This window comes from Burkholderia dolosa (assembly GCF_902499135.1).
Taxonomy (GTDB): Bacteria; Pseudomonadota; Gammaproteobacteria; order Burkholderiales; family Burkholderiaceae; genus Burkholderia; species Burkholderia dolosa.
Genome location: NZ_CABVPR010000003.1, coordinates 35,511 through 62,366, shown reverse-complemented (window position 1 = coordinate 62,366; position 26,856 = coordinate 35,511). Strand labels below are relative to the sequence as shown.

Here is a 26,856-nt window from a genome sequence, read left to right as displayed (position 1 = left end):
CCGCACACACCATGTCTGCAGCGATGAACACAGTCTAGTCCCGTGATCACCTAGGGAAAACCATGAAAGAACGAAAACACTGTTTCCTCGAAACCAACAATTTCGGGATCCGGGAACGGAAACCCCTATTCGAGGAATAGAATTTCGCAACAATGCCGCCCTCGCGCGGCGGTTACGACCAGTTCGCGTGGAAGCTGCCCGGCTTGTCGGTACGCTCGAACGTATGCGCGCCGAAGAAGTCTCGCTGCGCCTGCACAAGGTTCGCCGGCAGCCGTTCCGAGCGGTAGCTGTCGAAATACGCGACCGCCGACGCGAACGCGGGCACCGGCACGCCGGCCTTCACCGCGGCGACCACGACGTCGCGCAGCGACGCCTGGTACTGCGCGGCGATGTCCTGGAAGTACGGATCGAGCAGCAGGTTCGCGAGCGCCGGGTCCTTCGCGTACGCGTCCGTGATCTTCTGCAGGAAACGCGCGCGGATGATGCAGCCCGCGCGGAAGATCTTCGCGATCGTCCCGAGATCGAGGTTCCATCCGTATTCTTCGGATGCCGTGCGCAGTTGCGCGAAGCCCTGCGCGTACGAGATCACCTTGCTCAGGTACAGCGCGCGGCGCACCGCTTCGATGAACGCCGCGCGATCGCCTTGCAGCGGCGCGGCAGCCGGGCCCGACAGGATCTTGCTGGCCGCGACGCGCTCGGTCTTCAGCGACGACAGCACGCGCGCGAACACCGACTCGGTGATCAGCGGCAGCGGCACGCCCAGATCCAGCGCGTTCTGGCTCGTCCACTTGCCGGTGCCTTTCTGCGCGGCGCGATCGAGGATCACGTCGACGAGGTGCTTGCCGGTTTCTTCATCCTTCTTGCCGAAGATCTTCGACGTGATCTCGATCAGATAGCTGTCGAGTTCGCCCTGGTTCCATTCGGTGTACACCGCGCCGAGCTCGTCGTTGCTCAGGCCCGCGACGTCCTTGAGCACCGCATAGCTCTCGGCGATCAGCTGCATGTCGCCGTATTCGATCCCGTTGTGAACCATCTTCACGTAGTGGCCCGCACCGTCCGGACCCATGTACGCGACGCACGGCTCGCCGTCCGACGGCGCCTTCGCGGCGATCTGCTTGAGGATCGGCTCGACCAGGTCATACGCGTCGCGCTGACCGCCGGGCATGATCGACGGGCCGCGCAGCGCGCCCTCTTCGCCGCCCGACACGCCCGTGCCGATGAAATGCAGGCCCGACTGCGCGAGCTCCTGGTTGCGGCGGATCGTGTCGGTGAAGTGCGTATTGCCGCCGTCGATCAGCACGTCGCCCTTCTCGAGCAGCGGCTTGAGCGACGCGATCGTCGCGTCGGTCGCTTCGCCGGCCTTCACCATCATCAGAATCCGGCGCGGCGTTTCGAGCGACGCGACGAACTCTTCGAGCGTATAGGTCGGCATGAGGTTACGGCCGGGGAATTCGGCGATCAGTTCGTCGGTTTTCTCGCGGCTGCGGTTGTATACGGACACCGCGTAACCGCGGCTCTCGATATTGAGTGCGAGATTGCGGCCCATCACCGCGAGCCCGATCACACCGATTGCTTGCTTGCCCATTAGTCGATTCTCCGGAAAAAACGGGGCGCAACCCAAGCCGGGTTGCGCGCACAGGCGAAAGGATAGTGGAAACCTGGCTGCGATGCGCGCGGGCGCGTCACTGCTCGGCGTGCGGCAGACGCCGGAACACGACGCTCAGATTGTTGGCCGGCATCTCGACGATCTCGATGCAGTCGATCCCGCGATCGAGCCCGAGCGCGACGACGGTCTCGAGGTCGCGCACGCCCCACGACGGATCGCGGCTGCGCAACTGCCGGTCGAATGCGTCGTTCGACGGCGCCGTATGACGGCCTTCGCGCCGATACGGGCCGTACAGGAACAGCACGCCGCCCGGCCACAGCACGCGCGACGCGCCGGCGAACAGCGCTTCCGCGCAGGCCCACGGCGCAATGTGAATCATGTTGATGCAGACGATCGCGTCGAAGCCGTCGGCCGGCCACTGCGCGTCGCGCACGTCGAACGCGAGCGGCGGCGCGACGTTCGCGACGCCGGCATGCGCGACCCACGCGGCGATCGAGCGGCGCGCGTGCGCGTCCGGGTCGCTCGGCTGCCAGCGCAGCGCGGGCAACGCGTGCGCGAAATGGACGACGTGCTGGCCCGTGCCGCTCGCGATTTCGAGCACCGTGCCGCGCGCGGGCAGCACGCGGCGCAATACGTCGAGGATCGGCCCGCGATTGCGCTCGGCCGCCGGCGCCGACAGCCGATCGGACGGATCGGGCGAATGCGTCGCGTCGGTCACGATGCCGGCTCCGACTCCGATTGCGCGCCCGCGACGCCGAGCCGCGCGTTCAGCGCATCGAGCGCGGACGCGCACGGCGCTTCGACCTTCAGCGTCAGCATCGGATCGGCGCGCGTGCGGCCGAGATTGAGCGCGGCGATCGGCTTGTGCCGCGCCTGCGCCCAGACGCAGAAGCGATAGCCGGAATACACCATCAGCGACGAGCCGACGACGAGCAGCGCATCGGCCGCGTCGAGCGCCTGCGAAGCGAGCGCGACACGCTCGCGCGGCACGTTCTCGCCGAAGAACACGACCGCCGGCTTCAGCAGCCCGCCGCACGCAGGGCACGCGGGGATGCGGAACGTGTCGAGCGCGGCCCACTCGAGATGCGCGTCGCCGTCGGCGGCCGGCTCGGCTTGCGCGCCGAGCAACGCCGGGTTGTCCGCTTCGAGCATCGTCTGGATCGCCGCGCGCGGATGCTGCGCGCCGCAATCGATGCACGTCACGCGATCGATTCCGCCGTGCAGTTCGATCACGTCGGCGCTGCCCGCGCGCTGATGCAGCCCGTCCACGTTCTGCGTGACGAGACGCTCGATCCGGCCGGCGTCGCCGAGCCGCGCGAGCGCGACATGCGACCGGTTCGGCCGCGCGCGGCCGACTACCGGCCAGCCGATCATGCTGCGCGCCCAGTAGCGCCGACGCGCGGCATCGGAACCGAGGAATTCCTGGAGCTGAATCGGTGGCGAGCGCATCCATCGGCCGTCGCGATCGCGATAGCCGGGAATGCCGGAATCCGTGCTGATGCCCGCGCCGGTCAGCACGAGCAGGCGCGGGTGTCGCTCGACGAACGCGTGCAGCGCATCGAGCGCGGCCGGATCGACGGTAGCGGATGGCGGGGCGTGGGAGGCGGTGTCGTTCATGTGGGCGGGCATGTGAGCGCGCGGGCAACCCGGCGATCGCCGCGGCGGCCTGCGCGCCAGCACATGATACCGAACGCCGGGTCGTTCGGCCGGCGCCGGGCCGGTCAAAGCCGGTCAAAAAAAGACGCCCATCAGCCGCTAGGCGATGGGCGCTCCAACAATTGATCCATCGGGGAGTGGATCAATTGACAGCACGAAATTTCAGCGCTCGCCGTCCGTCGGCCGGCTCGCGCTTCCCCTGATCGGCACTTCGTCGTCGCCGCCGCGCATCGCTGCGCGAGCGGCGTTCCGGCCTTATCGCGTCGTCGTACGCGCGGGATCGCTGCGGCGCACGGGCTGCGACGCACGGACAGCTGCGTCGCGCGCCGGAAACGGCGTCCGGAATTCCTGTACCTGTGCGCGTGCGTACGCCGCGCGTATGCGGCGCGCGCGACGCTGCGCACGCCGCGTCGGGTCACGCACGACTGCCGCGGACGAAACGCGATGCCGCGCTCACACCGCCGCGACGGGCGGCGACGCGACAACGCAGGCAGGTCGGCGATTCAGGCTTGCAACATCGCACGTTGCGATTCGGTCTCTTGTCATTCTGTTGTCCCCGTATTGGATGCGTCCGACCCATTGAAGCGATCGCCGCGCCGGGCCAGGCCGGCGACCGCGCTCGCGGCACGCATTGACATGCAAGGAACGCACCATGCTTCGCCGCTCAAGCCGTGGCGGGAAAGTGGAACGACCCCGAAGCCGCGCGCGCAGCGACGATCGCCGCGAATGTTTCGCAACTGAAACAGGGAAGGACGAGCGGACGGTGGGCCGGTTTGCCGCGACGTTGCCCCGCTCGCGCCCGCATCGCGACGTTGCGACGGCACGCGTGCGCCGAACCGCTTACAATCGCCGCACCGCTGCACGCGGCCGCGTACAGCCGGGTTCATCGCCCGCCGCTATTGCACGACCGCGTTGCGCTGCCGCGCGACGAGCTTGCGACGGCGCGATGCGCGGCTGCGATCTCCATGCGGCGCGTGCACGCCGCGCAACGCAGATTCGAATCGACGGCCACGTCGCGCCGCTTGTACGCAGATCGCCGAATCGAACACGCGAGCGAACCCGCTCGATGCCGAGCGACAGAAGCAGAATCGCACCGCGCTGCGCGGCACGACGACGCGAATCCCGTCGCGCCGCGGTCACGCGCCGCACGCTCGTCTCGCCATCAGGACCGGAAATGATCACGCCCGAACCCGCCTTCCCCGATATCGCGCAACGTGTCTTTTCTCCCGACCGGTTGTCGATCGGCCTGACGCTCCCGCTGCTTCGCACCGGCCACGTCGTCGCGGACTTCAACGAGCAGCTCGACCTCGCCGCACGAGCCGACGCGCTCGGCTTTCGCGCGCTGTGGGCACGCGACGTGCCGCTGAACAGCGCCGACTATCCGGACCCGGTCGGCCATCTCGATCCGTGGGTGCTGCTCGGCGCGCTGGCCGCGCGCACGCAGCGGATCGCGCTCGCGAGCGGCGCGATCGTGCTGCCGCTGCGTCATCCGCTGCATATCGCGAAAGGCGCGCTGTCGGTCGCGACGCTGTCGCGCGGCCGCTTCATTCTCGGGCTCGGCTCGGGCGACCGGCCGGCCGAATACGCGGCGTTCGGCGTCGATGCGGACACGCGCCGCGACCGGTATCGGCATCACTGGGACGTCGTCGCCGCAGCGCTCGGCGTGCCGTCGCGCGTGCTGCCCGACGCCGCGCCGCCCGATGCGCCCGAATTCGCGCTGCTGCCGCACGGCGGCGAAGCGGTGCCGCTGCTCGCCGTCGGCTCGGGCGGCCAGAGCGTCGACTGGATCGCACGCCGTTCGATCGGCTGGATCACGTATCACCGCGATCCGGACACGCAACGCGCGCGCTATTCGATGTGGCGCGCGGCCGTCGACCGGCTGTCGTCGCGGCCGTTCCGCGCATTCGGCGTCGCGATGCGGCTCGACCTCGACCGCGATCCCGATGCGCCGGCCGTCGCGCTGCCGCTCGGCTACGCGACGGGCCGGCACGCGCTGATCGGAATCCTGCATGCGATGCGCGCGGCCGGCACGCACCACGTGACGCTGAACCTGGGCTCGGACCGGCCGGTGCGCGACGTCATCGAAGAAATTGCCGAGCACGTGCTGCCGATGTTTCACGACGACGCGCGCGCATGACGCATGACGACGGCGGAGCGGCCGCGCACGCGGCTTGCTGCGCCGCGCATGCGACGCATCGACGTCCGGCGCGTTGCTCATACGGATGGCGCGCATGACGGTTCGTCGTAGCGTTCGATTCGTTTGCGGACCACGCGGAGCCTGCGTGACGGGCGCCGCGCCGACTGGAAAGCTGATGCCACGGACACCTCGCAATCCGGCAGCGACGGCAGGAACGGTAAGAACGGCACGCCGCGATGCCGAAGCGCACGCAACCTTCGTCGCCGATCCGTGCGGTCCGCGCGCATCGTCGGCGATACCGCCGCGTCGCACGCCCGCTCCGAACGAGCGCCGCACGAACGATGCGGCTCGCGCCGCAATCATGTTAACTTCCGTCCATCGTCCAGCCCGACGGGCCGCGTGTCGATGCGCGCCCGCATGCCTATCCATGCGCCATATCCTCCTCGGCTGGCTGCTCGCCGCCGTCGTGTCGGCCGCTCATGCGGCCGCCTCCCCCGCCGCCGCATCGGCCGCGTCCGGTGCCGCGCCTACGCTGACGCCGCAGCAGGCGCGGCAGGCACTGTCCGTGCTCGAGAACCCGCGCGAGCGCGAACAGGTCGAGACGACGCTGCGCGCGATCGCCGCGGTCGGCGCATTGAGCACGCCGGCCGTCGCCGCGAGCGCGGCGGCGCCGGCCAGCGCCGCATCGGGTGCGGCCGCCGCGCTGACGACCAACGGGCTCGCGTCGACGCTGGTTCGACAGGGATCGCGCTGGGTAGCCGACATCGGCGGCGCGCTCAGGCAATCGCTTCATTCGTTGCTCGACATCGACTCCGTCGACGACTGGTGGCGCGACACGCTCGCGCGCGCCGACGCGCGGGCCGCTCTCGCCCGCTCGCTGTGGATCCTGATCGCGGTGCTCGCGCCTGCGTTCCTGGCCGAATGGCTCGCGCGGCGGCTGTTGCGGCGCGCATTGACGACGCTCGCCGCGCGACGGGCCGGCGCATCGCACGATGCCGACGCCGAGCCGCCCGCTCCCGACCGCACGATCAACGCTGCGCAACCGGCGCCGCCTGCGCCCGCCTCGGCGCCCGCACCCGACGCCGCACAAACGTCGTCGCAAGGCCGCGGCCACGCGCGCCGCCATACGACGCTGCTGCACCGGATGCCGCGCGCGCTCGTCAGCCTGGTGCTGCGCGCGGTGCCGCTGCTCGTGTTCGTCGGCGTCGCGAGCCTCGCGACGTCGCTCGTCGACGATGCCGGCACGCCGACCGAAACCGCGCTCGAATCGCTGATCGACATCTACGTGATCTGCCGCCTCGTCACGATCGTGAGTCGGCTGTTCTTCCAGCCCGACGCACGGCAACTGCGGCTGCTGCATATCGGCGACGCGTGGGCGGCATTCGCGCAACGCGCGATCTCGCGGATCGCGATCGTCGTCGGCGCATGCTCGGCGGCGGTCGAGATCGCCGCGAACTTCGGCCTGAGCGACGAAGGTCACGCCGCACTCGTGAAAGCCGTCGCGCTCGTCGCGCATGTGATGGTCGCCGCGGTGATCCTGCGGTGCCGCGAGCCCGTCGCCGCGCGGCTGCGCGCGGCCGGCTCCGACCGGCCGGCCTTCGCGATGATCGCCCACGCGCTTGCCGACGCGTGGGCGCCCGTATCGGTGTTCGTCGTGATGGCGCTGTGGTTCGTGTGGGCGCTCGACGTGCAGAACGGCCACCGCGTGCTGATCGCGCTCGGCGGCCGCTCGATCGTCGTGATGATCGGCATGCGGATGGTCGCGATCGTCGTGCTCGGCGCACTCGCGCGGCTGTTCCAGCGCCGCGACGACGACCGCACGCTCGTCCACGTCCATGCGTACCGCTACTACCCGCTGCTGCGGCAGATCGTGTCGATCGCGATCGGGATCGTGACCGTCGTGCTGCTGCTGCACACGTGGGGCGTGCCGATCTTCAGCGCATTCGCGGCCGGCACGATCGGCCATCGGCTGGTATCGGCGCTGATCACGATCGCGATCGCGGCGATCGTTGCGCTCGTCGTGTGGGAGGCCGCGAACATCGCGATCGAGCGCCGCCTGCAGCGGTGGACCGGCGAAGGCAACTTCGTGCGCGCCGCGCGGCTGCGCACGCTGCTGCCGATGCTGCGCTCGCTGCTGTTCATCATGATCGCGCTCGTCGTCGTGCTGACCGGCCTCGGCGAGATCGGCGTGAACGTCGGGCCGCTGGTCGCCGGCGCGAGCATCTTCGGCGTCGCGCTCGGGATCGGCTCGCAAAAGCTCGTGCAGGACTTCATCACCGGCATCTTCCTGCTGATGGAGAATGCGATGCAGGTCGGCGACTGGGTCACGCTCGCCGGCGTGTCGGGCACGGTCGAGTATCTGTCGATCCGCACCGTGCGGCTGCGCGCGGGCGACGGATCGCTGTACACGATCCCGTTCAGCTCGGTGACGACCGTCAACAACGCGAACCGCGGGCTCGGCAACGCGGCCGTGAAGGTCAGCATCGCGTACGGCGAGGACATCGATCGCGCGGTCGCGACGCTGAAGGAAATCGGCGCCGCGCTGCGCGACGATCCGGCGTACCGCGACGGGATCCTGTCGGATTTCAGCTACTGGGGCGTCGATCAGGTCGACGGCGCGGCGCTCGCGCTGGCCGGACAGATCCAGTGCACCGATTCCGCACGCTGGGGCGTGCAGCGCGAATTCAACCGGCGCATCGCGCAGACGTTCCGCGAACGCGGCATCCGCATTGCGAATCCGCAGCGCAGCCTCGTCGAGTATGACGAGCGGCCGCCGTCGCGCGGCAACGACGGCGGAAACGGCAACGGCGACGCGCGCGATACCGCGGCCGCGCCGCCGCCTTCACCTGCGGACGACACGAAACGCAAGCCGGCGACGGACTGATACGCGCTCAGCGCGACGCAGGCTTTTTTACCTGCCGGGCCGGATTCGCGCGATTCGCCGCGCGCGTCGGCTGCGCCGGCTTCGCCGCGCGTTTGGCCGGCGCGTCGGCACCCGTGCGTGCACGACGCTTGGCGCCTGCTTGCGCACCGTCGCCGGCGAACTCGCCGCGTTGCGCATGCCAATGCTCGAGCAGCACGCGCGTCTGGTCGCCGATCGTCGCGATCAGCAGCGCGGCGCCTTCGCCCTCGAACGTCTCCCAGTCGAGCAGCTGCAGCGCCGAACGCTGCACGAGCTGAAATACCGTCAGCTGCCCGAACAGGCTCATCGTGCGCAGCCGGATGACCGGGTCGTCGGCCGGCCGCCCGCAGATGCGGCCGACCAGTTCGGCGCTGACGTCGTTCAGCGGCTTGCGCACGCGCTTCATCAGGATCTCGCTCGCGCTCTCCGGCTCCTGGCCGAGCTGCTCGCGCGCGAAGAACATGCGCTGCCCTCTCGTCTTCGGGACCGTCATGATCCGGTCGGCCAGCGTGCGCAGGATGCCGATGAACGCGTCGATCAGCGCGTCGACGTCGGCATCGGCGTCGAGCGCCGAGCGCGCATGCTCGACCGCGGGGCCGAGCACGCTCCAGCCGAGCTCGGCCATCGCGTCGGCGCACGCGCGATAAACGCCTTCCTTGTTTTCGAAGTAGTACTGCAGCGCGGGCGCGTTCACGCCGGCCTTCGCGGCGATGTCGCGCGTCGACGCGCCTGCGAACCCGTGCTCGCCGAACAGTTCGATCGCCGCATCGATGATCCGCTGACGCGTCTCGTCGCCGCGCGCGTAGCCGCCCGTCGCCGTGCGACGCAGCTTCTTCGCTTCGTTCATGCCTTCCTCGTCTTTCGATCGCTCGACATTTTACTTGACAGAATTTTATCGACTGGAATAATTCGTCCGCCTGGAATAAATTGGATGACCTCATGTCGACGCCGCAAGACCCGCCACAGAAAGCAGATCGTCAGGAACCCGGAACAGCGCCGCGCAACGGCGGATCGAAGCGGCGCATTCTCCTCGTCGTCGTCGCGGTCGCGGCGCTCGGCGGCGCGATATGGCTCGCGCGCTGGTGGACGGTCGGCCGCTTCATCGAGAGCACCAACGACGCGTATCTGCAGGCCGACAGCATGACGGCCGCGCCGAAGGTCGCCGGCTACGTGACCGACGTGTACGTGCGCGACAACCAGGCGGTCAAGGCCGGCGATCCGCTCGTGCGGCTCGACGTGCGCCAGTATCGGGTGGCGCTCGATCAGGCGCTCGCGACCGTCGATGCGCGCCGCGCCGACATCGCGCGCGCGGAAGCCGACATCGCGCAGCAGCGCGCGAATCTCGAGCAGGCCGAAGCGCAGGCGAAGGTGTCGCAGATCAACGCGCGGCACGCGAGCGACGAATACGCGCGCTATGCGCCGCTCGCGGCGACCGGCGCCGAAACGCACGAACGCGTCGCCGAGCTGAAGAGCACGCGCGATCAGGCGCTCGCGACGCTCGCCGCGAACAACGCGTCGATTGCCGCTGCACGCACGCAGATCGCTTCGTTCACCGCGCAGCTCCAGCAGACGCGCGCGCAGCTCGAAGCCGCCGAGGCGAGCGCCGCGCAGGCGCGGCTCGATCTCGACAACACGATCGTGCGCAGCACGCTCGACGGCCGCGTGGGCGACCGCACCGTGCGCGTCGGCCAGTACGTGCAGCCCGGCACGCGCCTGCTGACGGTCGTGCCGGTCGACTCGATCTACCTCGTCGCGAACTTCAAGGAAACGCAGATCGGCCGGATGCGCATCGGTCAGCCGGTCGAACTGCACGTCGACGCGCTGCCGGACGCCGAGCTGACCGGCACCGTCGACAGTTTCGCGCCCGGCACCGGCGCGCAGTTCGCGCTGCTGCCGCCGGAGAACGCGACCGGCAACTTCACGAAGATCGTCCAGCGCGTACCGGTGCGCATTCGCCTCGCCGCGGATGCGCGCGCGCAGCGCATGCTGCTGCCCGGACTGTCGGTGACCGTCGACGTCGATACGCGTTCGCACGGCGACGAGAAGCGTCATGGCTGATACGCCCGCGACGATGCCCGCTCCGCCGCACGAAGGCCGCGCCAGCGTGACCGACTGGATCGCGGTCGCGGCCGGCGCGCTCGGCGCGCTGATGGCCACGCTCGACATCTCGATCACGAACTCGGCGCTGCCGCAGATCCAGGGTGAAATCGGCGCGACCGGCACCGAAGGCACGTGGATCTCGACCGGCTATCTGATGTCGGAGATCGTGATGATTCCGCTCGCCGCGTGGCTCACGCGCGTGTTCGGGCTGCGCAATTTCCTGCTGACCAACGCGGCGTTGTTCATCGCGTTCTCGATGATGTGCGGCTGGTCGAATTCGCTCGCGATGATGATCGTCGGCCGCATCGGACAGGGCTTCACGGGCGGCGCGCTGATTCCGACCGCGCAGACCATCATCCGCACGCGGCTGCCGCTGTCGCAGCTGCCGGTCGGGATGACGCTGTTCGGCCTGATCGTGCTGCTCGGCCCGCTGTTCGGTCCCGTGCTCGGCGGCTGGCTCGCGGAGAACGTGAGCTGGAGCTGGTGCTTCTTCCTGAACCTGCCCGTGTGTCTGCTGCTGATGGCGCTGCTGGTGTTCGGGCTGCCGTCCGACCGCCCGCAGTGGGCGACGTTCCGCAACGCGGACTGGCTCGGCATCGCCGGCCTCGCGATCGGGCTCAGCTCGCTGACCGTCGTGCTCGAGGAGGGTCAGCGCGAGCGCTGGTTCGAGTCGCAGATGATCGTCACGCTGAGCTACGTGTCGCTCGCCGGGATGATCCTGATCGCGCTGTCGCAGCGTTTCGCGAAGCGGCCGATCATGCGCCTGTCGCTGATGCGCAATCCGCGCTACGCGAGCGTGATCGTGATCGTGTCGGCGGTCGGTGCCGGCTTGTACGGCGTGTCGTACCTGCTGCCGCAGTTTCTCGCGATCGTCGCCGGCTACAACGCGGAGCAGGCGGGCGCGATCATGCTGCTGTCGGGGCTGCCCGCGTTTCTCGTGATGCCGATCCTGCCGCGGCTGCTCGGCAAGGTCGATTTCCGCATCCTCGTGATCGCCGGGCTGCTGCTGTTCTGCCTGAGCTGCATGCTCGACATCGATCTGACCGCGCAAAGCGTCGGCCACGATTTCGTGTGGTCGCAACTGATTCGCGGCGTCGCGCAGATGCTCGCGATGATGCCGCTCAACCAGGCGTCGATGGCCGCCGTCGCGCGCGAGGAATCCGGCGACGCGGCCGGGCTCTACAACATGGCGCGCAACCTCGGCGGCTCGATCGGGCTCGCGGTCATCGGCACCGTGATCGACCGGCGCACGACCTACCACACGGCCGTGCTGCGCGAATCGGTGAGCGCGAACTCGCCGATCGGTCAGGACCGGCTGTCCACGTACGCGGCGAACTGGTTCGCGCATACGGGCGACGCTGCGTATTCGAACCTGCGCGCGCTCGGCCAGTTCGCGCGGCAGATCCAGATCCAGGCGACCGTGATGACCTATTCCGAAACCTTCTATCTGCTCGGCCTCGCGCTGCTCGCGTGCGTGCCGCTCGCGATGCTGCTGAGAACGCCGCGCGGCCCGCAACCGACGTCGTCCGGCCATTGAACCGTCTCTACGCGATGAAGCCTTTTCCCCTGCCCCGACACGCTGCGCTGACGCTCGGCGCAGCCGCGTGCCTGCTCGCCGGCTGTACCGTCGGCCCCGATTATCGCGGCGCGCCGGCCGCGCCCGACACGCCGATTTTCGTGCGCGCACCGGCGTCCGGCGTCGACGCCGGCACGCCCGCGCCGAGCGCGTGGTGGCACGCGCTGAACGATCGTCAACTGGACGCGTTGATCGCCGCCGCGCTCGCGCACAACCCCGACGTGCACGCGGCGCAGGCGCGGCTGCGCGAAGCGCGCGCGCAGCTCACGCAGCAGCGCGCGGCGCAGTTGCCGAAATCGTCGGCGACCGTCGCGGCAATCCGGATGCGCGAACCGGACGTCAGCGGGCTCGGCTCGCTGCTGCCGTCGAATTCCGATCAGTCGTCCCGCACGTCGCCGTCCGCCGGCGCGAGCGGCCCGCTGCAGCTGTATTCGGCCGGCTTCGATGCCACGTGGGAAATCGACCTGTTCGGCGGCACGCGTCGCGCGGTCGAGGCCGCGTCCGCGCAGGCCGAAGCGGTCGACGCCGATCTCGCCGATACGCAGGTGTCGCTCGCCGCCGAAGTCGCGACCGCATACGTCGATCTGCGCGACCGGCAGCAGCGGCTCGCGCTGTCGCAGCGCACGGCCGAACTGCAGCGCCGGATGCTCGAACTGACGCAGCAGCGTCGCGCGCGCGGCGCGGCCGCCGACGCCGACATCGAGCGCCTGACGACGCAGGTCGAGAACACGCGCGCGTCGCTGATCCCGCTCGACGCGCAGGTGACGGAATCGCTCGATCGCCTCGCGATCCTGACCGGTCGTGCGCCGGGCGCGCTCGATGCCGAGCTGTCGGCGCCGGACGCGCCGCTGCCGACGCTGCCCGGCAGCGTGCCGATCGGCGATCCGGCCGCGCTGCTGAAGCAGCGCCCGGACATCCGCGCGGCCGAACGCCGGCTCGCGTCGAGCAACGCGCAGATCGGCGAGCATGTCGCCGACTATTTCCCGAAGGTGACGCTGCTCGGCGATCTCGGCTTCAGCGCGAGCGATCCCGGCCATCTGCTGCGCAAGCAGAACTTCACGTGGATCGGCGCGCCGTATCTGCAATGGAACATTCTCGACTTCGGCCGCACGCGCGGTGCGGTACGCGCCGCGCAGGCGTCGCGCGACGAAGCGGAGGCGAACTACCGGAAAGCGGTGCTCGGCGCGCTGCAGGATGCGAACACGGCGCTGCAGCGCTACGGCCATCAGCGCGAACACGTCGTCGCGCTGACGAAGGTACGGACGTCGGCCACGCATTCGGCCGCGCTGATGGATCAGCGCTATCGCGCGGGCGTCGCGTCGATGATCGACCTGCTCGATACGCAACGCGAAGCGCTCGCGGCGCAGCAGAACGTCATCGCGGGACAAGCGGAGCTGATCAAGGACTACGTGTCGCTGCAGAAGAGCCTCGGGCTCGGTTGGCAGAGCGTCGGTTGACGCGGCGGCGAGCGCAGCCGCCGCGATACTGCCGATCGCCGGGTCGTTCCGACTCGCGTCGAGCGCCGACGACATGGGTTCCCGCGATTCCTCTTTCCGCTGCGCGCATCGAGCACCGAACGGTCGTTATCGACATCGGTGCGTCACGCTTCTCCCGCAGCCCGACACGCCGACGAGCGCGCGCTCGAACCGTTGCTGCCAAGCCGGCTTCGCCGGACCGCCGGTTAACCGGCCGGGACAGCGGCCGGTAACCAACGTTGCGTCTCGACACCACCCGCCAACCTATCAGACAAATCTCAAATCTCGCGATGCTTTCGGGCACCCGTCCCATTGCCGCTCAAAAATATCGAAACATAGAATCAGCGCTCCCGCGATCCTTCAGATTTGCGAATACATCGCGCCACTCCACGCAGCCACAGCCAACAGGTCCCAAGCCTCCAAATAATGTGCGCAATGAAGTCACCGATACCTATCGCGGTCATCGTCAGAACCGCAATTATTGCGATCCCTTTGCTTGCTCCAATAACGGCCCACGCAATCGACTGCTGGCAGGACAGGAAGCGCGGGCCACTCTCCGGCGTGTCGATGCTGCCGTCCAATGTCAGCGTATCGGCCGCGGCGCCGGTCGGCGCGGTGGTTTGGGAATCGCCCGTCATCGCAAAAACGTTTTATTGCGAATCGAGTGAAAAAGAGCCTGTGGCATTTTGGGTAAATCCCAGAAAAGAATCTGTCGGTGAAGGCCTCGAGGTGGCGATCCGCTACAAGGGGAAATTGTATCGGCAGGCCGACGGCGCGATACCGACCGGCGCTGTAATCGATGGATGGGGACTAGCGGTTTGGTGGAAGTACTTTGACGTGAGCTACTCCGTCGCGCTGATCAAAACGAGCGCTTCCCCCGGTTCCGGTCAGGCGACGATTGCGAACTATCCGGCCTTTCAGCTCGACTCGCAGAGCGGGCTCGTCGTGAACCCGACACGGCTCTTTACGCAGCTACTCACCGGTACCGTCAAATTCGTGCCGGGAACGTGCGATATCCGGGCCGGCGACGATCGCAAGGTCGTGGTGCTGCCCGCGGTCGCGAACGTCAGTCTGTCGACAGTCGGCGCGACGTCCGGTCGAACGGCGCTGTCCGTCGCGGTGCAGAACTGCGTTGGCGTAAAACAGGTCAAGTTTTCATTCTCCGGCGCACCCGATGACAATATGCCCGTCGCCTTCCGGAATACCGGTACGGCAAAAGGCGTCGCCGTGCGGCTCGCGAAAGCCGGCGACGACGGCACGATTGCCGCGAACGGCACCGCGAGTTCGATCGTCGAGCCGGTGACGAACGATGCCGCGTCCGTCAGGCTGCATGCCGAGTACATCGGCACGACCGGACGCCCGACAGCCGGCTCCGTGTCGTCCCTCGCGACCATGAACATCGACTACCAGTAATGCCGATGCTCGATACGGCGGCCGCTGGCGACGATCGCGCCCGTGAGTGCGGGCCGAGCGCATTCAACGGCCGCGCGATCGGGCAAATCGTCTGTCACGACCGAATCAACCCGCACGGTTCGATCGATCCGATGCAAGCACTTCACCGCCGCTCGCCAAACTATAAGAACGTCTAGGTTCGCTCGCCGGCCGCGCCACGTATCGTTGGTGGCCATCCCATTTCCAGGAGCACTCATCGTGGCCGATATCGACGCAGTCTTTACGACCGGCGCACCGCTTCGCGACGCGCCCATCGAGGGCAAGGCCTTCCCCGAAGTCAAGCCGTACAACGTTATTTCGGTCTATGGCGAGCGTGGCCGCGCGATCGATGCGAACGCGCAGGGCGGCGCCAAGTTCCTGGAAGGCAATCCGTCCGATCCGACTCACGTCGGCAACTATCAGCTGGACGAGAACGGACGAGCCGATCTTCATCTGTACTTCGACTACACCGATGGCCACTCCCGCCGAATCGCGAATCTCGACTCGGCCACCGTAACGGTCGGCTACAGCAACGACCTCGGCGATCAGACGAAGCCGCTGCAGCCCGTATTTTCGCCATATCAGCGGGAATCGACGAACACCGTGATTCTCGGGTTCGCGAACACGAGCGAAGCCCCGGCCAACGGCGATTCGACGATGCCTACGCCGTGCACCGTGTACGTGTGCGTGGATACGGCCATGTACAAGAACGTGACGAGCGTGCGCTTTGCGATCACGAATGCCGAGCAAGGCAAAGTGTGGATCGACGACGGATCGGGACAAAAGCCGACGTGGATCGATTCGCCGCTTGCGCAAGGGACGTCGTCGACGTCCGTCGACATACTGTCGAACACCGCACAGAAGGCGTGGACGGTCGAAATATCGACACAGGCGCCGTTCGATTCCGCTCACGTGACCGTCAAATTCGTCGAGCCGCCTGCAACCCCGCACCGCTGATCGAAGCAGGAGAACCGCATGGAAGAAGACGACACGATCCCTCCGGCGCCCTGGTGCGACATTGCGGTCAAAAGCGGCAACGGCTATACGCTCGACGTCAGCCTGATTGTCGACACGTTCGTCATCGAAGTGCCGGCGTGGAACGAGGGGCTGGGCGGCCCTCGCCCCGGCGATCTCTACACGGTGTACTTCAACGACTACATCTTCACGCAGGAAGAAGTCGCCGACGAAGAGCAGGCGCAATGGAATCCGTATCGGGTTCCGTTTCACGTGTGGGAAGTACCGAACGGTAGCTACAACGTCTACTACACGTTGTGGGACCAGGTGCAGTCAAACCCGAAACGGATATCGAAAACCTACCCGCTGACGATCACGGGCTCGAAAGCGGTCGGCGGCCTGCCGGCGCCCACCTTTCCGAAGAGCCGCCCCGATCCCGGGAACGGCCAGCAGCGCGTCGAGTATTTCGCGGACATCATGGCGGACGGCGGCGTCGCGATCGAGGCGACCTACAACGTCGATCCGGGCGACAAAGTGACGTTTTGCTGGGTCGGCTACGACATGAACGGCGACATCGTTCCGCAATCGAAGTGCATGATTCCCGGCACGATCGCGGGCGGAACGGCTTACGCGACGATACCGGCGCGCCATGTGCTGTGTCTGGGCCCCGACAGCAACGCGAGCGCCTATTACCACGTCGAGCGCCAGCCGCCGAACGGCGATCCGACCGACTCGGCGACGGCCACGCTCGGGATCTCGTTCGAGAACATCGTGACGCTCGAAGCCAACGTCGCGCAAGGCGCACCCGCGCATATCCTCGGCACCAGTTTCTGCGGACGCGCCGCGGTACGCGTATTCGGCTCGCCCGGCAAGCAAGTCGATGCGTCGCTTCCCGGCGACAGCCGGTGCACGATCCTCGAGGCGACGCAGAGCGACAAGCGCGATCATTCGCTGACGCTCGACGAATACGGTATCGGGCTGTTTCATGTCGTCCCGAACGACCAGTACGGCACGACCGTCACGCTCGCGGACGACACGTTCACGTCGCCGCCGTTGCCCGTGCAGTTTTCCGGCGCTCAGTCGGATTCGAACGACAGCGCGATCACCGCATACACGTACACGACGGGTGCGGCCGCGAACAGTCCGATGTTTCAGGACGTCAGCGTGTGCTCGATCTATGCGAAGGTCGATCGCAGCGTGCTGCCATCCGGAATCAATACGCTCGAAGTAACCGTCGGCGGCCGCGCGCGTCTGTTCGCGTTCCCCGGCCAGCAGACAGCCTCCGTTCCGATCGATGACGACGGAACGGTTGCCGTCGACGTAATCGACAGCTTCGTCGAAACGGTGCAGGTTTCGATCGGCGTCGCAGGATACCCGGCGATACACTTTCCGATCGAATTCGCGGCATTCCCTTCGTGGAGAAAGCTGTCCGATTCCCCTGCCTGACTGTCGCCGCCGACCGACTGCGCCGACGCTTTCGCGGACGCACGGTCGGCGGTGATCGCATTTGGCCGAAGCCGCCGCGCTCGAGCGTCGCGCCGTGCACGCGCGCTCGCCGCGCGCGGCTCACCGGAACGATTCGAATACCTGCCTTCTGATCGCGTTGGCGTCGCGAATGTGATAGTGGCGCCGCACATGTTCGGCCAACGCCTGGCCGCGCTCCGCGCAATAGACCGGGTCGTCGACGAGCTTGCCCAGCACCGCTTTCCATTCGGCCTCGCTCGATGCGTAGAGAACGACGTCCTTGTCGACGGCATTGTCGTACGGCAGCACGCGCGAAGCGACGAACGCGAGCCCCTTCGCGCCCGCCTCGAGCGCCTTCAGGTTCGACTTGCACCGATTGAACGGCGTATCGACGAGCGGTGCGATCGAAATGCTTCGCCCCACGTAGTGCCGCATGTACTCTTTCACGCCGAGCGCCGGCCGGACTTCGGCAAAGTCGAGCATCGCGCGGATCCGCGTCCACGCCTGCGACGCGACGTCTTCGCCTCGCGTGCCCGGATCGCCGGCCAGCACGAACTCGTCGCGCGGCAACGCGTCGCGAACCAGACGCAGATCGGCTTCGTGCGTGTAGCCGCCCGCGTAGACAATCTTGCGTCCGCCGTCCGGAGCGGTCAGCCCGAACTGTCCTTCGTCGAACGGCAACGCGTTGGGAACCACGACGACGTTCCGGTTGAACTGCGCGACTCGGCTCGCCAGCTGTTCGTTGGTCACGAGAACGGCATCGGCGAGCTTCACGCAAGTCACGATGCGCGCTGCGCAGCCGAGATCCTTGAACGCGTCGTAGAGGACGTGGTCGTCGCCGAGCACGATGTCGTCGTCGAGATCGATGACCACGCGTCCGCCGCGCCGCCGAAAGTCTTCGAGCGCCGCCGGCTCGAACCCGTCCCTGTTGAAATACAGCACCGGCACGCGCGTATCGAAGTCCGGCATGTTGCCGAGCGGCAGCAGCACTCTGTGATAGCTGCAGCCTGAAATCAGGTTGTACTGAAACAGGATGTTGCCCCTGCGCGTCAGCCCGCTCGCCGGCAACATTCGTACCGGTTGCGGACCCTCTCGGTGATCGGGCCGACGCTTGTCGTCCGTGCTCACGCATTCGTCGCTTGCCAACATCATGGTTACCTTTCTCCAGCAGGTGGCGGGCCGCAAAGCCCGCCACCCGGACATCAACGTTGTTTTTCCCCGGTTGTCGATCGGCCGCTGCTTACTGACCGTCGTCCGGAACGGTATCGATCCGCCCGTTCCAGACCTTCGAGTAATCCGTGCTGGCGTCGACATACTGAACCTGGAACGGCTGCGCATAACCGTTTCCGTCGCGCTCCCAGCCCCTCAACACATCGGTGGTCATCAGCACCAGCGCACCGTGCGGAAGATTGGCGCCGCTCGGCGAAACGGCGTTGTCGCCGACCGTCACGCTGTACTGCTTAGGCTGGTGCACCACGACGTTGCCGCCCGGGCGCTCGCCGTTCAGATAAGCCGTCATCGTCACGGCGCCGTGCACACCCTGCGAAATATCGGTGGCGTGGTACGGAATGAACGCGTAAATGCCGCCTTCCCGGATGTCGTTCCACCCGACGATATAGTCGATATCGCTCAGGAGCTCGGCGCCGAGTGCCGCATTGCCGCTTGCATCGATGGTCTTGACGAACAGGCGCGGCGCAGGGCACACCGCCGAATTCAATACGGGTTCGGGCTGCGGAAGCGTACCGATGTTCCACGTCGTGTAGTACGAGTAGTACGGATCGTCGGCGTCGTTCCGCAACACGAGGAACCGCAGCGAAATGTTGTTGCCGGTGATCAGCTGCTGAACCTGCATCGTGTACGTGATCTCCATTCCCGGCGTAAATTTTTCGTCGCCGACGCAATCCGCCACCGACACGACGGCGCGCGGCCGGTCCTGCACGACGATCAAAATCTTGTCGTCGAGGGCCGCCTTTTCCCATGTCGTCTTGATCGAGATCCGGCAATGCTGCTGCCCCGGCTGAGGCGTGTAATTCTTCCCTTCGGCGCCCTCAATCGACGGTGCAGGAATCGTCGCGAACGCGATGACCGAATCGTCCTGCGCGGACTTGAGGTCCGCAACGACGAAACCGGCTTGGCTCTGTCCGGGGCTGATGAATCGGCCCGACACTTGCGCGTCGAACCCGGCAAAAGCATGGGCACTTTCGCCGTTCGGGCAGATAGCGAACGCGGCAACGCCATTGCTGCCCGTCGTCACGCTCACGGCGGGGCTGCCGTCCTGCAGTTTGCCGCTCGCCGTGAGCGACTGCCCGTTGACGTCCTTGAGCACGAACGAACCGAGATAGGCATCATCCGGCGCACCCATCAAAACCGTCGCGCCGGAGACCACCAAGCCGCTCATGTCTTTCACGAGCGCCGTCACCATGCCGGATGCGTCCGCCTGATATGCGTTGACGGTCGGGATATCGCCTTCCGCATAGTTCGACACGGCCACGGACGGGCTCAGAAAGCCGGGATCGATCCACCGCAGCGGTTGCGTCATCGGCACCGCTGTGCCGGTCACGTCGTTCCAGATCGGCGTGGCGCTGAACGTCAACCCGCTCGCCGTCGCGCCATACGGAATCGAAAACAGTGGGGAAACCACCGGCTCACCCGAAGTAAAAACGATTTCGTTCGGCAGACCCGGACTAGGGTTCAAAAGTTTTACGCCGTTCGGCTCGGTTACCGTGAGAAGCACGGCACCGTCCACCGGCGTGCCCGAGAATTGGAGCTGAACCGAAAATTCGAGAATCCCGTGCGGGTTCGTTACGAGAGCCTTGCCGTCCACTAGCGCGTCGCCGCTAGACGGCTGAATAACTGCACCTGTTACACCACCAGCCATCACCATCTCCTTTCTGTGGTCCCAATGAATGCCGGCAATGACGCCGGCCGCCTGCTGCTCCGTCGCTTGGTCGTCCAATCAGCTGACGACCTTGCAAACCATCACACCTTGACCGGTCTCGGTCCTGTTGATCGAACCCTGCGCATCCGGGCCGTTGTAAACCTCACCGCCGTACCACGCGACGCCGTAGTAATTCAGCCAGAAATGTTTCTGTGTTTGATTGAGCGACAGGCCGCCCCAGAACTTCGCGATATCGTCCAGCGCATATCCGGGCGACGTGCTGTCCTGCGAAAAGAACTGGAAGAAATTCGCCGCATCGGCACCATTGATATCGTCATACTGGCTGCCGGCGGACGTACGACACGGCGTGTCGCCCAGCAGCGGCTGCTCCTGCGGCGTGCCGATCACTTTCGCGACGAAGGTCGCCGTCAACGACAGGTTTTGCGTGAATCTGAAACCGTTGTGGACGTACAGCACGTTGACCGTCGCGGATCCCGGCTTCAGCGCATTGATCAGGTTGCTCGGCGTGATCTGGAACACCGACGGATTGGAACTCGTCGCCCGCAGCACCGTATCCGTGTTTCCGAGTTGGGCCATTTGAGCCAGCTCCACGAACGTGACGCCCGTCACGTAAATCGTCGCCTGCGTGTCCAGCATCGCAGGCAGCACCGAGCCGGTTTGGCCCGCACTGTTCACGTACTGCACCTGATGGTCCTCACGGGGCAGGTCGGAGAATGCGACGACGTCGAACGAACCGCCCGTGGCGCGCATCGCAGCCTGATTGCCGGCCTGAACCGACACGCTCAACGGCCCGTCGCTGCCGAGCACCCGCCATGAGCGATAGACCGCGATCGCCTCGCCCGCCCCGTTGGTGGTCGGCTGCACGGTCCAGCTCTCGCTACTGCCCGACGGTGAACGGCTCGGCAGCCATTGCACGCCGAGCGAGGTAAGCGAGCGGTTCGCCACAGGCAGATTCCGCGCATCGACCACCGTCGCGACGTACTGGAAGCCCTGGTCGCCGCTACCGGCGAGCGGCGCATGCACGTACACGGGAATGTTGAGATCGTTGTTCAGCGTGGCTATCTGGTAATTGCCGCTCGACGGCACGACGATTCGCACGGCCGCGACTCGCGCGGCCACCGTGAACGTGACCGGCGGCGCGGACACGGGCGCGGCTGCACCGAGCTGAGCGCTCACCGTAAATGCCGTGTCGTCGATCTTGCTCTTCAGCGTCGCCGTAATCCGGCCGCTGTCGTCCGTCGTGCTGCTGCCGGGCGTCAATACGAGCCATCCGGCATTCCCGATCGTCGAAGGCTTCGGACTGACTTGCCAGTTGAGGCCCACGAGCGGATCGTTCTTGACCGGCAGGCCCGTCGTCGCGTCCACCACCTGCGCGGTGAACGTGTAGTACGCGTTGCCGTCCGCTGCGACGTTCCCTTGCGGCGTCACCGACACGTTGGTGATCTTGACGCTGTGCTGCGCCGGCGCGACCAGCATCAGCGGCGCGGCCTTCAGCTTGATCTTCTCGTTGCGCAGCAACGGCGTGACGGTCAGCGTGCCGGTCGATGTGCCGGCCGTCACCGTCGCGACATAGATGCCGTTGCGCAGGTCGGTAATGCTGCCGATCCTCGGCTGCTGCGACAGCCCGCCCGTGATCGCCGATCCGCCGGCCTGCGCCTGCGTCGTGCTGCCGCCATTGAAGGCCGCCTGCAGATCGATGTCTTGCGCGAGCCCCGCCACGCCGTTGCCGTTGGTGTCGACCACGGTGATCGTCAACGTCGACGTGCTGCGACCGTCCGCATAGATGCGGTCCGGGGAGAACGCCGCGCTCGATTGATCCGCGCTGATGGCGGCCGACTCGCCGATCACCGTGACCTGCATCTCGGCCGGCGACGAAGCGTTGCCTCGCTGATCGACGGCCACGCCGCGGATCGTATAGGTGTTGTTGCCGCCGGGCTGATACGACGGCAGCGTCACAAAGTAGCTGCCGTTGGTACCGCTGACCGTTCCGCCCCGGGCAAACAGCTCCGGCGCGCTCCACTGGATCGACTGCAGTCCGTAGGTTGCCGTGACGGCGACGGGAACGGCGATCACCTGACCCGCGTAGCCGCTCAGCGCGCCGCCGAGCGACAGCCGAATCTCGACGTGCTTGCGATAGTCGAGAACGATACGGTTGTTGCGTTGAACCAGGTCGTAGCGGCTGCCGGCAAGCGTGCGCATCGACCCGACCGCGCGCGGATCGAACTGCTGCGCGAGCGGCACGCCGAGCCGATAGTTGAGCTGGACGTTGAACAACACGTCGCTGATGCTGCCCGTGCCGCGCCGGTAAGCGGCACCGACCGTGACCGCAGGCACCGGCGTGTACTCGAGGCCGGCCGTGACCGCAAAAGGGTTCTTCTGCCGATCGCCGCTGCCGAGCAGGTCGACGCCGCTGCCGAAATATTGCTCGTACTTCAGCTTGACGCCCAATTGCGGCAACGAGGGCAGATACATCTGCGAAGCCACGTCGAAGCCGTTCGCGGGACGCTCGTCGTAGTCGATGTAATCGAGCGACCGATGCCAGTTGGTCAGCCCCAGATAGCCGTTCGCCGAAAATTTCAGGTAGTTCGCGGCCAGTTCGACGCCTGCGCCGACACGCTGGTTGTGGCCGGTCAGATCGTCGTCGAAGAACGCGTTGACGCCGTTCATCCAGTCGTTGTCGAAGTGACGCGCGCCAAGGCCGACGTTGATCGTGTTCCGACCGTCCCATCGCAGATAACCGAGCTGGGTAAAGACGAGCCAGCTGCCTTTGTCGTCATAGAGCGGCAGCAGGAAATTCGTCGAGCCGTCGGTCAACCGACCGTGATTGTCTACGCTCATCGATACGTTCGCGGTGCCGAACTGCGACAGCCACCGTTGCAGGCCGCCGAACATGTACTGGTTCGCACGGCCGGTCAGGTAGCCGAGCCCGATGTCGGTCATGCTTTGGCCATAGGCCGCGGACGAACCGAACTGCGTCAATTGCTGGAGGACGGGCGTCAGCACGGAACGTCGTGTCGCGTCGTCCTTCGACGTGACAGCCGTTTTGCCGGCGCCGAGATCGGGCAGGTTGTATCGATCGGGGCGATTGATCGTGCTCAGCGCCGACGTGCAGTTCGTGTGCGCGCTGCCGTTTCCGGTTGCGCCATCCGGACCGGATGCGGCAACCGCCGGCCGGTCAGCGCCGCTCGATGGCGCCGATGCACAGCAAGCCGAGCCGTCGCGCGATCCGCACGGAGCGTTGCCGGCGCTTTCGACCGGCGCGGATGCCGATGACGTGACGATCGTGCTTCCCGATTCCTTCGCGCTTGCCTGCGAAGCCCCGATCGCAACGATCGCCAGCAACATGACGAACACGCGCGATGCGACACCGCACCGGCTCGTGCGCCCCCGTCCCCCTATTGCGTGCCTCGTGCGAAATCGCATTGGAATCCATTTGAACATTTAATCGACATTCCAGAATCAAACGCATTCCCTGAATCGTGTTTCTCGCCGGCTCAGTCGGCGATTCGCGCATGGCAAACGCCGATCCGGCATCAAGCGCGGCAAGCGCCAAAGGACCAACTCGGCGTTCCGTTCCATCGAGGCGGGAATGCGAATTACCCGTATTCGGATATGGAGCTGCACGACGATCGAGCGGACCCGAGGCTCGTCGGTCACGGATGTCGACTCGAAAATCTGTTTCCGTATGGAGGGCTAGGCTTCCCCGCTCGCCTCTTCGTCTCGCTGCCGTTTGTTCGTCATATGGCTCGGCTTCACAATATCGATTTCGCGCAGCCCAAAAACCTATCTGTTCCTATAGTGGTAGCCGCGAGTATTCGACGCTTACGATCACGAAAGCCGCGAACGCGGCCGCAATGCAGTCGCCTATTTCATCGATTTATTCGGCATCGCTGCGTTGCGGAAACAGGTTTTCTTCCTATATACGAATTCGATTTCGCGCATTTCCTTCGAAATGTCGCGGTGCGGAGCGGGTATACGCGAAGCCGTCTCCAGCTGCGCCTTCGCCGTGGCGTTGCTCGCCTTGAAAACCCTTGGGGAATCTATGAACAACGATTTGCAATTGGTTATCACCGTTCGCCGCGACGACGCGCCGACCAACGCGGACGCCGGCGACGACGCCAGCGCCGACGTCGCGCGCGTCACGGCATTCACCGACACGAACCCCGAGGAATTGCAGTACGGGATGGCTATCGCGCTTTCCCTGACAGACAACGACGGTGCGTACTTTTTGCCGTACGATCCGCACGCGCCGCAAAACACGACAGTCAAAACGAATCTGCTCGGCTATTGCGACGTGTCGGTCGGCAGCACGCAGAGGGGCAGCGTCACGCTGAACGCGTCGCTGGTCGGCAATAGCAACGTGCAGGCGCAGCCGCAGACGTTGGGGTTCGTACGCGGGGGACCTACGCCGACACCGACACCGACGCCGACTCCGACGCCGACGCCGACGCCGACGCCGACTCCGACGCCGACGCCGACGCCGACGCCGACGCCGACTCCGACTCCGACTCCGACTCCGACTCCGACTCCGACTCCGACTCCGACTCCGACTCCGACACCGACACCGACACCGACACCGACACCGACACCGACTCCGACTCCGACGCCAACACCGACGCCAACACCGACGCCATCAGTGGCACCGAACGCTGTCGTAACGATCACCGACTACACCAGCTATTTGGATCACGAGGCGCAACCGATCGGGAATGTCAGTGGCACGATCACGCGTGGAGGTATGGACCAAAGCCAGATTGGAGGCAGCGCGCGTCTCGCGTTCGACCCAGACGGTTATCTGCAGCAGTTGCCGCCGTTTACTGACAATGTCAACGAAGGCAACTTCAACTTCCGTATCGCCAACTCCTACACCGACGACGGCCAAAACGGCGATCCGGTTACATGCAAGGTAACGGTGATCTACGACGACACGGGCGACCAATCGAAGCCGGTCGAAATCAAGGTGTACCCTGGGCGCATCCCGCCGAAAAAGTAGCAGCGCACGGACACCGGCCGCCAGCGAACTGCTTCGCTGGCGGCCGGCGTGCAAAGGACAAGGGCCCGGTCACGCGGTCGAGCCGCCGCGCGACCGACGGCCAAAGACGTCATCCGCCCGTACGGCTTCGCCGGCACCGCCGCATCAGTCGATCGCAAACGCTCGCTTGCCGCCGTCGGTACATCGGAGCCGCTGTCCGCGCTAGAAGGCACCGGTACTTCACAATCCCCTCCGCCGGCACCATGAACTGCGTTAGGCCTCATCGATCGGCATCGCGACAACGTCGTTCGTCATATGGCTCGGCTTTTCAGCGTCGATTTCGCGCCGACCATTAACCTATTCGTTCCTATAGTGGTAGTCGCGAGTATTCGACGCTTACGATCACAAAACCCGTGAACGCGCAGAAACGCAATCACCGATTTATTCGGCATGGCTGCGTTACGGAAACACGTTTCCTTTCTATATGCGAAATGGATTACGCCCATTTCGTTCGAAATGCCGTGGCGCCGAACCGATATACGCGAAGACCTCGTCCGCCACGCCATTCACCGTGGCGTTGCTCGCCTTGAAAACCCTTGGGGAATCTATGAACAACGATTTGCAATTGGTTATCGCCGTCCGCCGCGACGACGCGCCGACCAACGCGGACGCCGGCGACGACACCAGCGCGGACATCGCGCGCGTCACGGCATTTACCGACACGAATCCCGAAGAATTGCAATACGGACTGGATGTCGCGCTTTCCCTGACAGGCAACGACGGTGCGTACTTTTTGCCGTATGACCCGCACGCCCCGCAAAGTACGACGGCGACAACGAACCTGCTCGGCTATTGCGACGTGTCGGTCGGCAGCACGCACGGGGGAAGCGTCACACTGAACGCGTGGCTGGCGGACGATAGCAACGTGCAGGCACAGCCGCAGACGTTGGCGTTCGTGCAGGGGGGGCCTGGGCCGACGCCAACACCGACTCCGACTCCAACGCCTACGCCTACGCCTACGCCGACACCGACACCGACTCCGACTCCGACTCCGACTCCGACTCCGACTCCGACTCCGACTCCGACTCCGACTCCGACGCCAACGCCAACGCCAACGCCGACGCCGACGCCGACGCCGACACCCTCAGTGACGCCGAACGCTGTCGTAACGATCACGAATCACACTGATTTTCTGGATCACGAAGTACAAACGTCCGGGAGTGTCAGTGGCACGATCACGCGCGAAGGTATGGACCAAAGCCAGATTGGAGGTAGCGTGCATCTCCATTTCGACCCGGACGGCTATCTGCAGCAAACGTCGCCGTTTACCGAAAATGTCTACGCAGGCAGCTTCGATTTGACCATTGTCAATATCTACACCAACGACGGACAAAACGACGATCCGGTCAAATGCTACGTCACCGTGATCTACGACGACACGGGCGATCAGTCGAAGCCGGTCGGAATCGATGTGTATCCCGGGCCATACCCCTACCCGCGGGCAAAGTAGCGGCGCAAGAACACCGGTCGTCGGTGAAGTGCATTGCTGGCGGCCGGCGCGCGAAAGACAAGTACTGGTCACGCAGTCGTGTCGCCGCGCAACTGACCACGGGAGATGTCGCCGGCTGCGTACGGCGTCGCCGGCAGCGCGGATGCAGTCGATCGCGAACGCTTGCGTAGCGAT

Annotated in this window: 19 protein-coding genes; 12 read left to right on the top strand and 7 right to left on the bottom strand. The window is 66.0% G+C overall.

Features of this window, described 5'->3' with window-relative positions:
- Positions 1-172: 172 nt before the first annotated feature.
- The 3 genes from gnd to BUB20358_RS02350 all read right to left on the bottom strand — a co-directional run bounded on the left by gnd (position 173) and on the right by BUB20358_RS02350 (position 3,223).
- Positions 173-1,585 (bottom strand): NADP-dependent phosphogluconate dehydrogenase, encoded by a 1,413-nt coding sequence (gene gnd / locus BUB20358_RS02360; protein WP_006765513.1) that lies wholly within the window; start codon positions 1,583-1,585, stop codon positions 173-175.
- A 97-nt stretch (positions 1,586-1,682) separates the two neighbouring features.
- Positions 1,683-2,324, bottom strand: coding sequence for a DUF938 domain-containing protein (locus tag BUB20358_RS02355; protein ID WP_006765512.1), 642 nt, complete (start codon positions 2,322-2,324; stop codon positions 1,683-1,685).
- Positions 2,321-3,223 carry an NAD-dependent protein deacetylase gene (locus BUB20358_RS02350; protein WP_035973669.1) on the bottom strand — a complete coding sequence of 301 codons (903 nt, stop codon included), beginning with the start codon at positions 3,221-3,223 and terminating at the stop codon, positions 2,321-2,323. Before BUB20358_RS02350 ends, BUB20358_RS02355 begins: the two co-directional genes overlap by 4 nt.
- Before the next feature lie 1,213 nt (positions 3,224-4,436).
- Here BUB20358_RS02350 and BUB20358_RS02345 point away from each other — a divergent pair.
- Positions 4,437-5,399 carry an LLM class oxidoreductase gene (locus BUB20358_RS02345; protein ID WP_035973665.1) on the top strand — a complete coding sequence of 321 codons (963 nt, stop codon included), beginning with the start codon at positions 4,437-4,439 and terminating at the stop codon, positions 5,397-5,399.
- A gap of 427 nt (positions 5,400-5,826) precedes the next feature.
- Positions 5,827-8,283: a mechanosensitive ion channel domain-containing protein gene (locus BUB20358_RS02340; protein WP_035973663.1), complete on the top strand. Its 2,457-nt coding sequence runs from the start codon at positions 5,827-5,829 to the stop codon at positions 8,281-8,283.
- Positions 8,284-8,290: 7 nt separating this feature from the next.
- Here the strand turns inward: BUB20358_RS02340 and BUB20358_RS02335 are convergent, their stop codons facing one another.
- Positions 8,291-9,148: a CerR family C-terminal domain-containing protein gene (locus BUB20358_RS02335; protein ID WP_035973662.1), complete on the bottom strand. Its 858-nt coding sequence runs from the start codon at positions 9,146-9,148 to the stop codon at positions 8,291-8,293.
- A gap of 92 nt (positions 9,149-9,240) precedes the next feature.
- On the opposite strand from BUB20358_RS02335, the gene BUB20358_RS02330 reads away from it, so the two are divergent.
- The 7 genes from BUB20358_RS02330 (at position 9,241) to BUB20358_RS02300 (ending at position 17,283) form a co-directional block, all read left to right on the top strand.
- Complete coding sequence (locus BUB20358_RS02330) at positions 9,241-10,359, top strand: HlyD family secretion protein (RefSeq protein ID WP_006765508.1); 1,119 nt, start codon at positions 9,241-9,243, stop codon at positions 10,357-10,359.
- Positions 10,352-11,938: an MDR family MFS transporter gene (locus tag BUB20358_RS02325; protein WP_006765507.1), complete on the top strand. Its 1,587-nt coding sequence runs from the start codon at positions 10,352-10,354 to the stop codon at positions 11,936-11,938. The genes BUB20358_RS02330 and BUB20358_RS02325 overlap by 8 nt, the downstream gene beginning before the upstream one ends.
- A gap of 14 nt (positions 11,939-11,952) precedes the next feature.
- On the top strand, positions 11,953-13,434 hold the full coding sequence (locus tag BUB20358_RS02320; protein WP_035975118.1) for an efflux transporter outer membrane subunit: 1,482 nt from the start codon (positions 11,953-11,955) through the stop codon (positions 13,432-13,434).
- A 585-nt stretch (positions 13,435-14,019) separates the two neighbouring features.
- A complete protein-coding gene (locus BUB20358_RS02315) occupies positions 14,020-14,865 on the top strand; it encodes a fimbrial protein (RefSeq protein ID WP_158380444.1) in 846 nt (281 codons plus the stop codon).
- Positions 14,865-15,041 carry a hypothetical protein gene (locus BUB20358_RS02310; RefSeq protein ID WP_159101908.1) on the top strand — a complete coding sequence of 59 codons (177 nt, stop codon included), beginning with the start codon at positions 14,865-14,867 and terminating at the stop codon, positions 15,039-15,041. The genes BUB20358_RS02315 and BUB20358_RS02310 overlap by 1 nt, the downstream gene beginning before the upstream one ends.
- Positions 15,042-15,102: 61 nt before the next feature.
- Positions 15,103-15,840, top strand: a complete 738-nt coding sequence (locus BUB20358_RS02305) for a hypothetical protein (protein WP_035973657.1) — start codon at positions 15,103-15,105, stop codon at positions 15,838-15,840.
- Between the two features lie 18 nt (positions 15,841-15,858).
- Positions 15,859-17,283, top strand: coding sequence for a hypothetical protein (locus BUB20358_RS02300; protein ID WP_006765506.1), 1,425 nt, complete (start codon positions 15,859-15,861; stop codon positions 17,281-17,283).
- 120 nt (positions 17,284-17,403) lie between these two features.
- Here the strand turns inward: BUB20358_RS02300 and BUB20358_RS02295 are convergent, their stop codons facing one another.
- The 3 genes from BUB20358_RS02295 to BUB20358_RS02285 all read right to left on the bottom strand — a co-directional run bounded on the left by BUB20358_RS02295 (position 17,404) and on the right by BUB20358_RS02285 (position 23,140).
- Positions 17,404-18,453 carry a glycosyltransferase family protein gene (locus tag BUB20358_RS02295; protein WP_223296966.1) on the bottom strand — a complete coding sequence of 350 codons (1,050 nt, stop codon included), beginning with the start codon at positions 18,451-18,453 and terminating at the stop codon, positions 17,404-17,406.
- 88 nt (positions 18,454-18,541) lie between these two features.
- Positions 18,542-20,257: a hypothetical protein gene (locus BUB20358_RS02290; RefSeq protein ID WP_006765504.1), complete on the bottom strand. Its 1,716-nt coding sequence runs from the start codon at positions 20,255-20,257 to the stop codon at positions 18,542-18,544.
- Complete coding sequence (locus tag BUB20358_RS02285) at positions 20,258-23,140, bottom strand: inverse autotransporter beta domain-containing protein (protein WP_174905056.1); 2,883 nt, start codon at positions 23,138-23,140, stop codon at positions 20,258-20,260. It lies immediately after the preceding gene.
- Between the two features lie 145 nt (positions 23,141-23,285).
- On the opposite strand from BUB20358_RS02285, the gene BUB20358_RS02280 reads away from it, so the two are divergent.
- The 3 genes from BUB20358_RS02280 to BUB20358_RS02270 all read left to right on the top strand — a co-directional run bounded on the left by BUB20358_RS02280 (position 23,286) and on the right by BUB20358_RS02270 (position 26,682).
- The gene (locus BUB20358_RS02280) at positions 23,286-23,645 is read left to right on the top strand and encodes a hypothetical protein (protein ID WP_159101906.1); all 360 of its coding nucleotides are present in this window, start codon (positions 23,286-23,288) and stop codon (positions 23,643-23,645) included.
- Positions 23,646-24,242: 597 nt separating this feature from the next.
- On the top strand, positions 24,243-25,193 hold the full coding sequence (locus BUB20358_RS02275; protein ID WP_174905055.1) for a hypothetical protein: 951 nt from the start codon (positions 24,243-24,245) through the stop codon (positions 25,191-25,193).
- A gap of 586 nt (positions 25,194-25,779) precedes the next feature.
- On the top strand, positions 25,780-26,682 hold the full coding sequence (locus tag BUB20358_RS02270; RefSeq protein ID WP_174484767.1) for a hypothetical protein: 903 nt from the start codon (positions 25,780-25,782) through the stop codon (positions 26,680-26,682).
- Positions 26,683-26,856: the final 174 nt, after the last annotated feature.